This is a genomic window from Cecembia lonarensis LW9 (genome assembly GCF_000298295.1).
In the GTDB taxonomy this organism is placed as follows: domain Bacteria; phylum Bacteroidota; class Bacteroidia; order Cytophagales; family Cyclobacteriaceae; genus Cecembia; species Cecembia lonarensis.
In genome coordinates this window covers 1-16,396 of record NZ_AMGM01000049.1, presented here as the reverse complement: position 1 = coordinate 16,396, position 16,396 = coordinate 1, and the positions used below count along the sequence as shown (strand labels likewise).

At 39.3% G+C, this 16,396-nt stretch carries 9 protein-coding genes; 5 read left to right on the top strand and 4 right to left on the bottom strand.

The genetic code is table 11. From position 1 onward, the window contains the following. Position 1 precedes the first annotated feature (1 nt). From B879_RS14015 to B879_RS13995, 5 genes are all read left to right on the top strand, one after another. Positions 2-1,696: a GMC oxidoreductase gene (locus B879_RS14015; RefSeq protein ID WP_009185852.1), complete on the top strand. Its 1,695-nt coding sequence runs from the start codon at positions 2-4 to the stop codon at positions 1,694-1,696. Between the two features lie 476 nt (positions 1,697-2,172). Continuing rightward, the gene (locus tag B879_RS14010; protein WP_009185851.1) at positions 2,173-5,301 is read left to right on the top strand and encodes a SusC/RagA family TonB-linked outer membrane protein; all 3,129 of its coding nucleotides are present in this window, start codon (positions 2,173-2,175) and stop codon (positions 5,299-5,301) included. A gap of 29 nt (positions 5,302-5,330) precedes the next feature. Further along, positions 5,331-6,908, top strand: coding sequence for a SusD/RagB family nutrient-binding outer membrane lipoprotein (locus B879_RS14005; RefSeq protein WP_009185850.1), 1,578 nt, complete (start codon positions 5,331-5,333; stop codon positions 6,906-6,908). Between the two features lie 67 nt (positions 6,909-6,975). Beyond that, positions 6,976-8,097 carry a glycoside hydrolase family 18 protein gene (locus tag B879_RS14000; RefSeq protein ID WP_009185849.1) on the top strand — a complete coding sequence of 374 codons (1,122 nt, stop codon included), beginning with the start codon at positions 6,976-6,978 and terminating at the stop codon, positions 8,095-8,097. Positions 8,098-8,191: 94 nt separating this feature from the next. Continuing rightward, positions 8,192-10,051, top strand: a complete 1,860-nt coding sequence (locus B879_RS13995; protein WP_040400766.1) for an FAD-dependent oxidoreductase — start codon at positions 8,192-8,194, stop codon at positions 10,049-10,051. Here B879_RS13995 and B879_RS13990 read toward each other — a convergent pair. From B879_RS13990 to B879_RS13975, 4 genes are all read right to left on the bottom strand, one after another. Then, complete coding sequence (locus tag B879_RS13990; RefSeq protein ID WP_009185847.1) at positions 10,014-11,399, bottom strand: vanadium-dependent haloperoxidase; 1,386 nt, start codon at positions 11,397-11,399, stop codon at positions 10,014-10,016. The genes B879_RS13995 and B879_RS13990 overlap by 38 nt on opposite strands. After that, positions 11,399-14,704, bottom strand: coding sequence for a VCBS repeat-containing protein (locus B879_RS13985; protein ID WP_009185846.1), 3,306 nt, complete (start codon positions 14,702-14,704; stop codon positions 11,399-11,401). The genes B879_RS13990 and B879_RS13985 overlap by 1 nt, the downstream gene beginning before the upstream one ends. A gap of 387 nt (positions 14,705-15,091) precedes the next feature. Next, positions 15,092-15,445 (bottom strand): DUF805 domain-containing protein, encoded by a 354-nt coding sequence (locus tag B879_RS13980; RefSeq protein ID WP_009185845.1) that lies wholly within the window; start codon positions 15,443-15,445, stop codon positions 15,092-15,094. Positions 15,446-15,545: 100 nt separating this feature from the next. Beyond that, positions 15,546-16,396, bottom strand: an 851-nt coding sequence (locus B879_RS13975) for a MiaB/RimO family radical SAM methylthiotransferase (RefSeq protein ID WP_040400750.1), incomplete at its 5' end; no start/stop codon positions are given.

Here is a 16,396-nt window from a genome sequence, read left to right as displayed (position 1 = left end):
TATGGCCAAGAAAACAAATTACTTTGATGCCATTGTGATAGGATCAGGTATCAGCGGAGGCTGGGCAGCCAAAGAGTTGTGTGAAAAAGGATTGAAGACCTTGGTGCTGGAGCGTGGGAGAATGGTGGAGCACAAAAAGGATTATCCTACAATGCTTTCAAATCCTTGGGAAATGCCCCGTCGCAATAGAATTTCCTTGGCAGATAAATTACAGGACCCTGTGGTCAATCGATGTTATGCTTACCAGGAAGATACAAAGCATTTTTTTGTTAAAGACAGCGCCCATCCCTATCAGCAGGAAAAGCCATTTGATTGGATTCGGGGTTATCAGGTAGGTGGAAAGTCCTTGATTTGGGCCAGGCAAACGCAACGTTGGAGTAAGTTTGATTTTGAAGCACCTGAAAGGGATGGCTTTGCTGTGGACTGGCCGATAAGGTATGATGACCTTGCTCCATGGTACAGTTATGTGGAGCGGTTTGTCGGTATAAGTGGGAATTATGATGGTGTAGAAACCTTGCCCGACGGAGAGTTTTTGCCCGCTTGGGAAATGAATTGCGTGGAAAAAGTAATAAGGGATAGGATTGTTAAATCTTATAAAGACAGGCATGTGATGATCGGTCGATGTGCGCATTTGACCGAGCCTGCCCGGCACCACTTGGAAATGGGGCGAGGCCAATGTATGGCCAGAAATCAATGCTACAGAGGCTGTCCTTTTGGAGCTTATTTCAGTTCCAATTCCGCAACCTTGCCAGCTGCTGCAGCCACCGGTAATTTAACCTTAAGACCTGATGCTGTGGTGCATTCCATAATCTATGATGATAATAAGGAAAAAGTCACAGGCGTAAGGGTTGTAGATGCTGAAACCAAAGAAGTAGTGGAGTATTTTGCAAAGGTTATCTTTTTAAACGCATCGGCTTTAAACTCGAACCTAATTCTACTCAATAGTACCTCCAATAGATTTCCAAATGGGTTAGGAAATGATAACGGACTGCTAGGGAAGTATGTGGCATTTCATAATTACAGGGGAAATATCTCCGCCTCATTTGAAGGCTATGAAGACAAATACTATTTCGGTAGACGTCCTACAGCGGTCATGATGCCCAATTTCCGCAATGTCCATAAACAGGAAACCGATTTTTTAAGGGGCTATATGAGTTTTTATACTGCAGGAAGAGGTGCATGGGGAAGCTTTAAGGATCAGCCTTTTGGTCCTGATTTCAAGGAAAAAAATTCAGAGCCAGGGCCTTGGCATGTATTTATGATGATGCAGGGAGAAACCATTCCTAAAGAGCATAATCACGTTCGGTTAAGTCCCTCTGATGTGGACGCTTGGGGTATCCCTCAACTAGTCATATCCATTGATTATGATGATAATGATGAAAAAATCATTAAAGATTTTTTAGCGCAGGGTACTGAAATGCTTGAGGTTGCGGGGTGTAAGAACATACGGGCATGGGATACCCAGCAAGCACCCGGTCTTGATATTCATGAAATGGGTGGTGTGCGAATGGGGAGAGATCCTCAGACTTCACTTTTAAATGGATGGAATCAGATACATCAGGCAAAAAATGTTTTTGTGACTGATGGGGCCTGTATGACTTCCACGGGTTCCCAGAATCCTTCTGTAACCTATATGGCATTGACAGCAAGGGCTGTAGATTATGCTGTTAAGGAACTGAAGAAAGGTGGAATATAGTTAGTTCTTGCTACATTTTGTGCGATATGGCCATAAGCCTAATGTTAATCAATGGTAAAAACATCCATTTTTTTAATTGGCTGCTGACACAGTTTCTTCATGGATAAAAAATGGTATTATTAAGAAATTGCCCTTCTGTTTTTATTCGGATTCTACAAAAAATAAACAAGTGTAACCCATTTTTGATAATGAACTGCTTGTTTTTTAAAATATTTACAAAAGTATCGGCCCTTAAAATTAAAAAATTTAATAATTACCAATTGATAGGTAAAAAAAATCAATAAAAATTTTCTTTAAATCTTTTTTTAAAATAAATTAGCTCAAATTTAATATCACAAAAGGTTATTTATGAGGTTTTTAATTTCATAAATCTTTTGTTTTTATTGAGTAATGTTTGTTTCAGTCCAAATCATAAGAATATAATTCTTTATGAATAGGGGATGTAAAACAAAAAAACCACCTTTTAATTTAATCATATGAAAAAACTTGTACAATTGATGTTCGCGTTGTTGGTAGGGTTTGTCCTCCAGCAAGAAGCTTTTGCTCAATCGCGTGTGCTTTCTGGAAGGGTAGTGGACCCTTCAGGTGAGCCAATTCCAGGGGTAAATGTCCTGGATAGGCAGGCTAATACTGGTACTACCACCGACCTGGATGGTAGGTATTCGATTTCTGTTACCAATACCACTACGCTGGTGTTTTCTTTTATTGGTTTTTCTCCTCAAGAGGTTTTGGTTGGTAATCGTTCAGAGTTGGATGTGACACTTGATGAGGATATGTCAGACTTGGCCGAAGTAGTAGTAACCTCTTTTGGGATGGAAAAAGATAAAAAGGCTTTGGGGTACTCCGTGACCCAAGTTAGTGGTGACAAATTTACTGAATCCAGAGCGATTAATTTAGGAAATGCATTAACAGGTAAAATCGCAGGTGTAAATGTATCGCCCCCTGCCACAGGAGCAGGAGGTTCTACCAGAGTAGTGATTAGAGGCGGTTCTTCTTTGACAGGAAATGATCAGCCTCTATATGTGGTGAATGGTATGCCAATTGAAACAGGAAATCTAGGCAATGCTGGAATGTGGGGAGGTAATGATGGCGGTGATGGATTAGCTTCCATCAACCCAGATGACATTGAAAGTATCTCTGTTTTGAAAGGTAATGCAGCTGCTGCCTTATATGGTGCTAGGGCGGCTAATGGTGTGGTTTTGATTACAACTAAATCTGGTAAAGCTAGAAAAGGTATTGGTGTTTCATTAAACAGTAACATTACTTTTGATCGTGCTTGGGATCTTACGGATTATCAAAGAGTTTATGGGCCAGGTAGAGATGGTATTAGGCCTTTGACTGCAGATGAAGCAATGGAAGTTGGCCAAGGTCATTGGGGGGCTAGGTATGATGGTGTACCTTCTCTTCAATTTGACGGAGTTTCAAGGCCATACGCGCATACTGGTGAGGGCATTAATGATTTCTACAGAACAGGCTTAACTATAAATAATTCTGTCGCTTTGAGTGGGGGAAATGAAAAGGGTACTTACCGATTTGCCTACTCAGACTTGCAAAATGAGGATATTATGCCAAATGCAGGTTTCACGCGTAAAGTTCTCAATGTTAATATAAACAGTAAATTAGGTGAAAAATTAACACTTGATTTTAGTGGTCAATATTCAAATCAAAATGCAAAAAATAGGCCTAGACTGTCAGATTCACCGGGAAATGCTAATTTTTCAGTTCTTAACAGGCCTGGGAACTTACCTTTTTCAGCAATGAGAGGCCCTGGTGAAAAATTGGGAGCACAAGAAGACTTAAGAGAATTAAGGTATCAGCAGAATGTCTTTCAGACCAACCCGTATTGGGCTGCGCACCAATTTTACAGAGAAGATGTAACAGATAGGGTATTGGGTCAGGCATCTTTAAGGTATGATATTACCGATTGGTTATATGTAATGGGGAGAGCGGGAACAGATTTTCAAGCAAGGACTGATGACTCTTCCGAACCTTACGGAACTGCCTACAAGCCCCTTGGTGATTATAATGTCACCAAAAGGACTATTAGAGAGGATAATCTTGACTTGTTCATTGGTGCACAAAAGGATTTTGGAGACTTCTCTGTTGATGCTATGGTGGGAGCAAATAGAATGAGAAGATCCATTGAAAGTCTCCGAGGTGGGGGAAATGAGTTGGTAGTACCTTTCTTTTCTAGTGTTAGAAACGTAGCAAATCCTTCAGTGGGTTATGGGTTTTCGGAATGGGGAATTAACTCTTTCTTTGGTTCTGCAAATTTAGGGTATAAAAACTTCTTGTTCTTGAATTTAACTGCAAGACAAGATCAGTTTTCGACATTAGCACCTGAAAACAGCAAGTTGTTTTACCCTTCTGTAAGCACAAGCTTTGTTCTTAGTGATGTAGTTGAAATGCCCAAAGCCATAACCTTTACTAAACTAAGAGCTTCTTGGGGGCAAACGGGTGGTGGAGCGCCAAATCCTTACGCTCTTAACCTGACTTATGGATTGGTTGGTGCAGGACATTTGGGCGGAAGCCTTGGACAAATTAATAATGGATCAATTCCAAATGACGCACTTCAGCCATATTTATCCTCAGAATATGAATTTGGAGCAGATTTGAGATTTTTTGACAATAGATTAGGTCTTGATGTGGCTTACTATGAAAGAACTACAACCAATGACATATTGGCAACAGGTATTTCAGCAACATCTGGTTTTGGATCTACAATAGTTAATATAGGTGAATTAAGAAACAGAGGTATAGAACTGTTATTGAACGTTACTGCCATTAGAAACAGGGATTTCCAATGGGATTTCTCTTTGAATTATGCAAACAACCAAAGTATGGTTCTCAGTTTGGGTAATAATGCAGCAGGCGATCCAATTGAATTCATCAACTTGGATGAATCCAGATTAAGAAGGGAAAGAATCCGTCATATAGTAGGTCAGCCTTTGGGCATGATTGCAGGTTTTAAGCATTTAACAATTGATGGTCAGAAAGTGTATGATGATGACGGCTTACCTGTTTGGACGGACGGGTTGGAAACATTGGCAGAAGGTAGACACCCTGTATCAGCTGGTTTATCCAATAATTTCTCTTATAAAGGATTTAGATTGATGGTATTATTTGATATGAGATATGGCGGAAGTTTAGTTTCGGGAACCAACTTTTTCGCTTATTCAAATGGTTTGCATCAAGAAACATTGGTGGGGCGTGAAAATGGCCTAACCGTATCAGGAGTCACTAGAGATGGAGAGGCGCGGACTTGGAATATTCCTGCTGTAGCTGGTGACCCTGATAACTATTGGCTGAATAACTATTACAGCAGGTATGCTCAAGTTACTGAAAATATCGTCTATGATGCTTCTTTTATTCAGCTTAGAGAACTATCATTTGGATATACTATACCAAGAAATTTGTTGGCTAAAACACCATTTGAGTCAGCATCGATATCTGTTGTGGGTAGAAACCTGGCTTTGCTTTGGTCTAATGTTCCAAACATTCATCCTGAATCTGCTTATACGGTATCAGGAAATGGTCAGGGCTTAGAGTTCTTTGCAATGCCGGTGACAAGAAACTTTGGTTTTAATGTCAATTTGAACTTCTAAGGAACTGTAAAATCAAAATTGAAAGAATTATGAACGCTATACGAAAAATAACAGGTCTTTTATTAGCTGTAACTTTGACATTTTCGTCTTGTGACGAACAAGCATTATTCGATATGAATATCGATCCGAATGCCGTTACTGACATGGATATGCAGTATTTGTTTTCCTTAGCAACTTTAAGGATAGCAGGGGAGTATGAAAATACAAGGGCAAATATGCTTTATGCTGCAACAATGATTCAGCACACATCTTCTTTAGCGGGGTATTTTAGTGGTGATAAGTATTTCTATAATGCGCAATATAGTGGTGCATACATGGAAAGGCATTACACAGATGTTATCCGCTTATATTCACATGTAATCAATAAGACAGAGGGGAATCCTGCTGAAGCCAATGTTCATGCCGCTGCCACAGTTATGCGGATATTTGATTTGCATAGAATGACTGATTTATATGGGGATATACCCTATTTTCAGGCTGGGAAAGGTTTAGAGGGAGAGGAAAACTGGTTTCCTGTTTATGATCAACAAAGGGATATCTATTATGATATGGTTGATAAATTGAAGGCAGCAAGAGAAATGTTTTCAAACAGTGCCAGAAGTATTGCTTCACAGGATTTTATGTACGGTGGTAATATTGATCAGTGGAAAAAGTTTACAAATTCTCTTTTGATGAGAATTGCCATGAGAATGAGTAATGTAGATCCTCAAAAAGCTAGAGAGGTATTCGTAGAGGCTAATAATAGTGGAGCATTTACCTCTAACGCTGATAATGGTACAATTCAGTTTACAACAGGTCCTTTTGGTGTAAATAGGAATGGCTTAAATGACGGATATTGGAATACCTACAAGTATTCCCGTGATTGTAAAATAAGTAAGACTTTCATTGATTGGATGAAAGATAACAATGATCCGAGGTTGATGATTGTTTCCGGTGGTTTAGGTAATCCTGAAGCAGATCCTTCCACCTGGAATACTGATCCTGCGGCGCAGAGAGGTATGCCAAATGGTTATAATTCTACCACAATCAGAAATGTATTGACTCCCGCTGAAGTTGAGGAATTTACAAGCCCTGGTGTTGGTAACAGGATGTTTTCCATGCTTAATCTGAAATATTTAGATTGGGAAGACCCATATTGGTTGATTTCTTATGCTGAAGTTGAATTGATGAAAGCAGAAGCTGCAGTTTTAGGTTGGATTAGTTCTGATGCAAATACCCATTTTGCCAATGGAGTGGCAGGAGCAATTAATGCTTGGGTAGCATTTGATCCCTCTTTCGCCAGATCTGCAGAGGAAATCAATGCATATATAGCTGGGAGAGGCTTTGCTTCTGCTTCTAACCAAGATAAATTAAGATTAATTGGCGAAGAGTATTGGGCAGCTACTTGGCTTAATGATATAGAGTCATGGTCTAATTGGAGAAGAACTGGTTTCCCAATATTGGAACCAACGCAAGATCCTAATAGGTTTGAAGCCAACGAAATTCCAAGGAGACTTCGTTATTGGGAGGCTGAAATAGGAGCTAATCCAGAAAATTATGAAGCTGCAAGAGCCAGAATAGGCGGTGATTTCCTTATGACCAAAACTTGGTGGGATGGTGGAAATTAATCCATAATGATTTGTTCAATTCAAAAGGTGCCATGACCAATGGCACCTTTTTTTAGATACATATGCAATGAGAAATCTATTTCTATTAATTTTTTTATTCGCTAATGGTTGCTCCACTAATACCGAATTATCAAATAATGAACCACCATTTAAGGTAATAGGCTATGTAGCGGGCTGGAAAAATCTCGATATTAGCGCTATAGATCCCTTTTCATTTACTCATATAAATTACGCATTCGCAAATTTGATTGATGGAAGAGTCACAGAAGGCGATGGGAGATTTGAGCAGGATAGTCTGAATTTGGCTGCACTCAATTCCCTGAAAACTGTAAATCCCGATCTAAAGATACTAATTTCGATAGGAGGTTGGACCTGGTCTAAAGGGTTCTCAAATGCTGTATCGTCACCTGAAGGAATAAAACGATTAACAGATTCAGCTTTAGAATATTTACTTAGGCATCAATTAGACGGGTTGGATTTTGATTGGGAGTATCCAGGTCTTCCTGGTAATGATAACCCATACAGAGAAGAAGATCGTGAGAATTTTGTTTTGATGCTTGAGTCTGTACGAAGTGCATTGGATAGTTTAGGTGAAATACATGGGAAATATTACCTAAATACCATTGCTTCTGGTGGTTTTAAGGCTTATGTAGATGCTAACAATCTCGGAGAAGCTCAAAAACACCTTGATTATATTAATATAATGACCTATGATTTTACAGGAGTCTGGGCCAGCGAAACAGGACATCATGCCAATTTGTTTGCTTCAAACGATAGTATGCGATCAGCATATGATGCAGTTTTACTACATCTTGAAGCAGGAGTGCCGGCAAAAAAGCTGGTTTTGGGGGCAGCATTTTATGGTAAGGCCTGGAAATCTGTGTATCCTATTAACTCAGGACTTTATCAGTCAGCCCAAGGTTGGAGAAATTTTTCTTTCAAAGACATCCAATTATTTTTGGATAATCCTGATTACGAGCAATATTGGGACAGTGTTAGTAAAGCCCCTTATTTATGGAATGAAAAAGATTCAATTTTTTTGACATATGAAAATTCTAGTTCAATTAAAGCTAAAGCTGATTTTATAAAAGAAAAAGGATTAGCAGGAATGATGTTTTGGGAATATCATGAAGATTCGGATGAATTGATCTTATTAGAAGCTATAAATAAGCACTTAGGGAACAATTAGGCCATAAAATTAACATTCAAAAATAATTAAATATACTTTGCACAAAGGTGAAGCTGATTTTGGTGTAATTATAATTGAGAAGGAAAAAAACACAATGAAATTTAGATATATAAAATCCATCGTTCTATTGCTTTGTTTTTCATTTCCCGGATTTGCTCAGGAAGAGGTTCAGCTATTAATCATTGGTGGAGGTGCTAGTGGGGTTTCAGCAGGTATTCAAGCTTCCCTGATGGGGGTAGAAACCTTGATATTGGAAGAGACCCCTTGGCTGGGAGGTATGCTAACTGCCGCTGGGGTATCCGCTATTGATGGGAATCATCATATGCCATCCGGTATTTGGGGGGAGTTTAGGCAGAAACTTTATGCCCATTATGGAGGACCTGAAGCTGTGGAAACAGGTTGGGTGTCCAATACGCTGTTTGAGCCTTCTGTTGGAAATCGATTTTTTCAAGACTGGGTTAAAGAACAACCTTCATTGACAGTTTTAAATCAAGTTACTTGGAAGGAAGTAAAGTTCGAGGGCGGAAAGTGGAATGTTGTTTATTTTCAGGACAACAAGGAGAGGACAGTTTATGCCAAAATGCTAATCGATGCGACAGAGTTGGGAGATGTAATGGCTACTCTGGATTTTGAATACTTTGTTGGTATGGACAGTCAGGAAAGGTTTGGAGAATCCTATGCTCCTGAAGTGGCCAATGATATTGTACAAGACCTAACTTACGTGGTTACCTTGAAAGATTTTGGAAAAGGGAAGGATATGACCATCCCCCGGCCTGAAGGGTATGATCCAGCTGTTTTTGCTTGTGCCTGTGACCATGCTGACCCTACTTCTTTTGATGATCCGACAAATGACTGTCAAAAAATGCTCAATTATGGCCGGCTACCAAACGGAAAATACATGATTAACTGGCCAAATTGTGGCAACGATATATACATGAACATCATTGAATTGAGTCCTGACGATAGAAATGAAGCATTGAAAGAGGCCAAATTGCATTCCTTGCGTTTTGTGTATTATATCCAACATGAACTGGGATATAATCATCTAGGTATTGCTGACGATGAATACCCTACGCATGATGGCTTACCATTTATCCCCTATCACAGGGAGTCAAGGAGGACCCTGGCAGAAAGTATGTTGACCCTTCCTCATGTTTTAGATCCTTACAGGCAAGATCAGGCCCTGTATAGGACAGGCATAGCAGTGGGAGATTATACCATTGATCATCATCATAAAATGAACCCGGAAGCACCTGAGATTGATTTTATCAAAATACGTGTACCATCCTACAATATCCCCCTAGGTAGTCTAATCCCTGTAGGATCTACCCATTTTATTGTGGCTGAAAAAAATATTGGTGTTTCCAATATTGTAAATGGAGCCAGTCGTTTACAGCCAGTGGTCCTTGGGATTGGTCAGGCTGCCGGTGCATTGGCCGCTACAGCATTATCAGAGGGTAAAAACCTTCAGGAGGTTTCAGTAAGATCTGTACAGCAAAATCTTTTGAAATCTAATGCCTATATCATGCCATTTATAGACGTAAAACCAGATCATAGGCACTTTCAAGCTATCCAAAGGATTGGGGCAACAGGGATCCTGAAGGGCTTTGGAGTGCCCTATAAATGGGCCAATCAGACTTGGTTTTATCCTGAAAAAGAGGTGTCAGAATTTGAATTGGCAGACGGGCTTAGGCCATTTTATACCAATTTAATCAATTATTGGTCAGCATCAGGTGAAATGCTAACCTTAAGGTTCTTCCATGAAATATTACGTGAAATCGATGATAAAATTCAATTGAAAGATATAGAAGGTGCCTGGGGGGATGCTGGATTTGAAAAGGGACTATTCAAGCCTGAGCAGCGGCTTAACCGTTTACAGGTTGCCGTACTGGTTGATCGGCTTTTAAATCCTTTTGCTATTCCTGTTGATCTGCAAGGCTTACCTGAGCATTAATTTTTTCTAAAATGAAATTACCTATCCTTTTGCCTTGATTTACGCCTTCTTTAATCGCATCTCTAAAGTGAATGCCTCCATATAAGCGGGAGACAGCAGCTTCTGCTGCAGCCTGATTAAATGATGGGAAAGCTCTTTCAGGTAAGTCAAAATAAACTACAGAACTATCTATAAATTCAAAATTATCTCCAAAGTAATCAGTTAAAATGATTGCGCTCGTCGTAGAAATCACGCTATGCCCACTGGTATATTCCGGGAAGGGTGGAGTTTGAAGAATTGGACGCCATGATTCATCTATATATTTATTAATGGCACTCTCAGGTCTAATCCTGTCCGAGTCATACTTTTCTTCCCAGCAACTCACAAAGGCATCATGTAGTCCCATGGAGACCAAGGTGTGGATATAAAGGGTTTCATCCCAATCCAAACCGGCTTTTTGTGAAGCTATTCCCGTGATACCCATCCAATGTCCTCCCGGGGAGATTTTTTTTATCCCTATAGCCATGTGTCCTGAGTATTGTACCATAAACGGGTTACAATCCCAAAAATTAGCAATTAGAACAGCTTCCTCATCCAAATCGGATGTTACCTCATATACCTCCAAGAGTTGTGTATGGAAAGAACTTCCTTTTTCTAAGCTAAATGGAGCTGGAGGGGCTGGTTTAAATGCTTTATTGTTTTCGATAAAAAATGGTCTAATGGTTCTCCATTCAGGTTCTACAGCAGCCATGTAAGCAGGAGGAGTAGGGTACCAAAAGCCCTCCCCCTTTTTTGGGGAATATCTAGTTAAGGTACTCAGTTTATTGTAACCATCAGTATTGGCTAATTTCATGACCTCACCTGCGATGTATTGGGCATATTCTAAGTGTTGAGCCGCTGATCTTCTGGAAAACCACTTGTTTTTTATGGCATTTTTTACCAAATCCGCTTGTTTTACTTCCAAAAGTTTTCCTGAAGGCATGATGTTCTTGCCTACCTCTAACATGCTGTAAACTGCAACAAATTCAGGATTGAGGCCAGAGGGAGGTGACTTAAGCTGCAAGTCACCGATCAAACTTTTGGGAAGTAGTTTTTGGTGATTTGGTGAATTATGGATCTCAGACCATGAAAGATGGGCAGCCAAGGTACTGTAGGCATAAAACCTGGCTGCTGCCGGAGGTGAAGCCACATCGGTGACCATCACTTCAGTTATATGGAACAAGTGGTCCACATAAAGCGCTATGTCAATCTTTTTTTGCTGTCCATAAGAATCATTGGCACAAAAAAGAACAAAAAAGGAAACAATAATGGTAAACCCAAATGTCAGGATTGAATCTTTTAAATGATATGTTTTTCTAAAGGGAGGCATTATTTGTTCCGTTCATAGGTTTTTACCCCGATACCGTTTATTCCAAAATGAATTTGCTCAGGGAATGCAGGAAGCTGAATGATGCTTTTCACATCGCCAATTATTTTGAATCCTGATTGCTGTTGGTTTACATAGGTAAAGTTACCATTTCCATCTCCTTTAAACAACTGCCCTTGGTTCGCATCCATTACACCCAGTCTGATACGAATCTGACTTTGATTGCCGGCCAGGATAAAATCGAGGTTGCCATCTCCGTCATAATCAAAGGGGTGAATGGCTTGTACAGGAGCAAATTGCGCTTCAATGGGTAGAAGTTTGCTTTCCAGTTTACTGCCTGAATTCTGGAGATATATTGACCCCATTTCATTGACTTTCAATATCTCAGCATCCTTTAGCTGTTCCCTAGTTAGGACCTGTTCAATACTGGCATTGGCATAAGAGGCATAATCTGTAAATTTACTTCGAAGGCTGTACATTTGATCCAGAAGCTCATCTCTGCTGGGGAATGGGAAAGGTTTTCCCTGTACATAATTTACCAGAATGGGGTCTATGGAAGAATTACCGTCAAAGTCTCCGTAATAAAGGCTAATAGGGAATTCATTTGATGCTTTTAATTGAGAATTCCAGCCAAAATTTCCCACAATGAAATCTTCATAACCATCATTGTTAAAGTCTCCAGCAGCGATGCTTCGCCACCAGCCTATTTGTTCTGGGTTACCCCATTTAGCGGTTTCATCGATAAATTTTGCGTAATCATCATTGATTAAAATGGTTATGGGCATAAATTCACCGATAAGTATCAGGTCTTTTTTGCCATTTTTATTTAGATCGGATGAAATAGCACCTGTAATCATTCCTATTTTTCCACTATTTGGGAGGTATTTGCTGCTTTCATCTTTAAAAAAACCCTTGCCATCATTGATCAAAAGGTGACTTTGTGGTGTGGTAGGATACCTGCCTGGAACAATTCTGCCTCCAACAAATAAGTCCGGGAAACCATCGCCGTTAAAATCTGCCTCCACAACCGAAGATGCACTGCTTCTGATACGCGGTAGGTTATCTGGTGAGTGAATAAGATTTCCTTTCCCATCATTTAGGTAAAGCCTATCCTGAAGAAACTCATCGGTTGTCAGATAATCATGATATCCCCCACTTGCCACATAAAGATCTACATGGCCATCCCCGTTAAAATCAGCAAAGACAGCACCGGCATCTGTATAATCTGATTCTGGATGATAACCGGGATACACCATCCACCGGTCATTTTTCCATTGGTAAATTTTACCAGGTGTATCTTTTGACCCACCTACAAAAATCTCTTCCGAACCATTTCCGGTGATGTCTCCATAGGCCATCACTGGGCCAATATAAGAGGGCATTTCATTCAATAGAGGCTGTCTTTTGAAATCATTGAACCCATACTCTATGTGTTGGAATGGAATCACTTCTTCTGACACTGTAAAAATGGAATTGATTTCAGGGAGGGCATGCAGGCGGTTTTGGGCATCTGTTTCATTGAGGGTAATAAGTTGATTGGCCGGAATATTTTTAAGTACCTGGGATTTTCCGCCTGGCCATGTAACGATTAAGGAATCAATATTTTTATACTCACCAAGACCAAAATAAACCTTGTGGGGAACAGTAGATTGAAAACCCCTGGTTGGCATTTGTTCGGTCATTTGGTATTTAGCATCATGATATATTTCTACTTTTGCCCCTATTCCTGTGGAGTTTTGAAGATTACCTTTTAATTGGACTTGCAGCCAGTTTGTTTTTTTTCCAGTGTTCTCATTCCACCTGTTTCTATAAATAGAAGCTGGGCTATTGACGTTGTTAACGACTAAGTCCAATTGTCCGTCATTGTCAAGGTCAGCAAAGGCAGCCCCATTTGAAAAATTTGGAATATCAACACCCCAAATTGATGAAACGTTTTCAAACTTGAGGTTTCCATTGTTTTCAAATAGATAATTAGGGATTGGGGTAGAACTCATGGAAGTGACCACATGTAGCGTGTCGGCTTTTTCCCTTGCTACAGCAGCTTTAAAGTAATAATCTCCTTTAAACTTTAAAAAATCCCTATTGGTATAATCCCTGAAGTAGCCGTTGCTGACGAATAAATCTTTATGTCCATCATTATTTACATCAAAAAAAAGGGCAGACCAGCTCCAGTCTGTATTGGATACGCCAGCCAATTGGCCAATTTCACTGAAACTTCCATTTCCCTGATTGAGGTGGAGCATGTTACGCATGTTTTGGTGGAAAAATCCTCTATTGATCATGAGTGCATATTGCTCATAATTCTCGGGTCCATAGAGTAGCTTTTGTCTTTTATTATCTTCAGGGAGCATATCTAAGGTAAAGATATCAACAAGTCCATCGTTATTGATGTCAGCTATATCAAGTCCCATGGAAAAGTGGGAAATATGTCTCAGCATTTCGGGCATGACATCGGAGAAAGTGCCATCGCCATTATTGATATACAAATAATCCGGTTCGATGTAATCGTTGCTGACCATGATGTCCAACAGGCCATCCCCGTTGATATCTGAAGCAATTACGTCCAGACCAAAGCCTAGTGCACTTCCTTTGATGCCGGCTTCTTCACTGATATCAATGAATTGGCCATTATCGTTTCTATACAGTTTATCTCCAGCATAAGGATGCCTCACTTTTCGAGCTTGGTCAAACTCCAACTCATTGATAACTTCTATGTGGTGATTCAATAAGAAAAGATCCAAATCCCCATCATTATCAAAATCAAAAAAAAGGGCTTGGGTACTATTAGATGGATCATCGATTCCATAAGCTTTCGCTGCCTCCTTGAAGGTCATATCACCTTGATTAATGAAAAGTTGGTTTCTCCTGCTTTCGATATCACCATTTCCGGAATAGCATACATAAATATCCAACAGCCCATTGCCATTGATATCCACCATGGCTGCCCCTGTAGTCCAGGAATTTTTACCTATTACGCCGGAGGATTTACTGATGTCTTCAAATTTGAAATCTCCCTTATTGAGATAGAGCTTATTTTCAACCATGTTGCCCGTGAAAAAAATATCATCGAGCCCATCATTGTTGATGTCACCAATAGCTACTCCTCCACCATTGTAAAAATATTCATATGTAAGTATATTGTTTTTCTGATTTTCAGTAAGCTTATTATTAAAACTTATTCCTGATTTTCTCGGGTTTATAGTTTCAAATAGCCTGTTCTTATTGGGCGTATATGCCAGAGAGAATAGTGTCAACAAGGTCAAAAATGACAGAAAAAAACGTTTTTCTAGCCTAAATTCCATTTTCATGATTCATCCACTTTATGGATTTTAATATAGTGAAAAAAATAGGAGAAAATTAAAATTATTAAGGATTAGTACTTGACCACTATAGTTGACTGAATAAAGGTGGATTTTGATGCCTACTTAGGGCTTGCTGAAAAAGTCTCAGGCATGCCAGCTTCAAAGCGGGCGAATGAAGATGTATGCTTATACTTCGAATGAGCCCAATGAAGAAGATGGTATGCCTGAGGCTAGCCTGAAAATTTCAAAATTTGAAATTTTCAAGTGCACGCAAATCAAACTAGATCATTGAATAAGTTTGCACCTGCTTAAAAAGACTACTCTTAATAAATGGGGTATTCATCAAAATTTAAAGAAATTATTCTCCAATTGGCGTTTTTCAGCACGCCCTACTTAAATGGCATCAGTCATCAAAGGACTTTCACCATATTCATTTCTTCCTTTTTCACCTTTTTTTAATGCCAGCCATATAAAACCTATGAAGTTGATTGGTGGTGGAATGAGTAGGTAAAAAGCATATTTCCAATCCAATCCTATGTCATGAAGCCGTTTAATTGATTGAATGAGCAAGAGCACTATGGTTGTAATTAGGACTATGCCAAAAGCTGCAAATGATAGTAAATCTCCAATAGTATAAGCTTCATACATTTTTGTCAATGATATGATATTGGTCCAATAAAATATCACAAAGAAAAGCAAATACTTTCTCCTTGATATTCTTCCACTTGGGTTTAAGAATTGTAACATAAGTTTTGTCTTTTTATAGTATAACCAACTTATGTTGTTTTTGTTTAAATTTTATACTTTAAAAATTTAAATAGTTATAAAAAATATTCATAAAAATCAATTAATGGCTTTCGTAAACGATTTCTGGCTCAATAACCTCTACAGTTCCTTGTTCGTTGATTTCATTAAGTGTCACTGTTTTCAGTTCATTGATGAGAATAGGGTCATACTTGGCTGCAACTCTGATATAGTTTTCGGTAAAGCCATGCATTTTACCATCCTCCAGGTCTTCTTCAAATAATACTGTAAAGGTCTTGCCCAGGTTTTCCTCGTAAAATTTTCTTTTCTTTTTATCCGAAAGAATGCGCAGCATTTTGGAGCGTTCATTCCGCTTTTTGATTGGAACTATACCGTCCATTTCTACAGCTCTGGTATTGGCCCGTTCTGAATAAGTAAATACATGGAGGTAGGAAATGTCAAGTTCATTGAGAAACTGATAGGTTTCTAGAAAAAGCGCATCTGTTTCACCAGGGAATCCCACGATAACATCCACGCCAATACAGCAGTGTGGCATCAATGTCTTGATTTTGCTAACCCTGTCTTCATAAAGTTCCCTGAGGTATCTTCTGCCCATTTTTCTTAATATAGTATTACTGCCGGACTGAAGGGGGATATGAAAATGTGGGACAAACTTTTTAGACTGGGCTACAAATTCTATGGCTTCATTGGTAAGAAGGTTGGGCTCAATGGAAGAAATTCTGAATCTTTCGATTCCTTCTATTTCGTCCAAAGCTCTTATCAGGTCTATAAATTTCTCTTTTCTTTTACCATCTTGAATGCCAAAGTCTCCGATATTGACGCCGGTTAAAACCACTTCTTTGACATCGGTTTCGGCGATTTCTCTGGCAGAAATGAGAATATTTTCTATACTGTCACTCCTGCTCTTGCCTCTGGCTAGGGGGATGGTACAAA

Excerpts from the sequence above, each read along its gene's own strand:
- B879_RS14015 (WP_009185852.1), top strand. The coding sequence starts at position 2 with ATGGCCAAGAAAACAAATTACTTTGATGCCATTGTGATAGGATCAGGT.
- B879_RS14010 (WP_009185851.1), top strand. The coding sequence starts at position 2,173 with ATGAAAAAACTTGTACAATTGATGTTCGCGTTGTTGGTAGGGTTTGTC.
- B879_RS14005 (WP_009185850.1), top strand. The coding sequence starts at position 5,331 with ATGAACGCTATACGAAAAATAACAGGTCTTTTATTAGCTGTAACTTTG.
- B879_RS14000 (WP_009185849.1), top strand. The coding sequence starts at position 6,976 with ATGAGAAATCTATTTCTATTAATTTTTTTATTCGCTAATGGTTGCTCC.
- B879_RS13995 (WP_040400766.1), top strand. The coding sequence starts at position 8,192 with ATGAAATTTAGATATATAAAATCCATCGTTCTATTGCTTTGTTTTTCA.
- B879_RS13990 (WP_009185847.1), bottom strand. The coding sequence starts at position 11,399 with ATGCCTCCCTTTAGAAAAACATATCATTTAAAAGATTCAATCCTGACA.
- B879_RS13985 (WP_009185846.1), bottom strand. The coding sequence starts at position 14,704 with ATGAAAATGGAATTTAGGCTAGAAAAACGTTTTTTTCTGTCATTTTTG.
- B879_RS13980 (WP_009185845.1), bottom strand. The coding sequence starts at position 15,445 with ATGTTACAATTCTTAAACCCAAGTGGAAGAATATCAAGGAGAAAGTAT.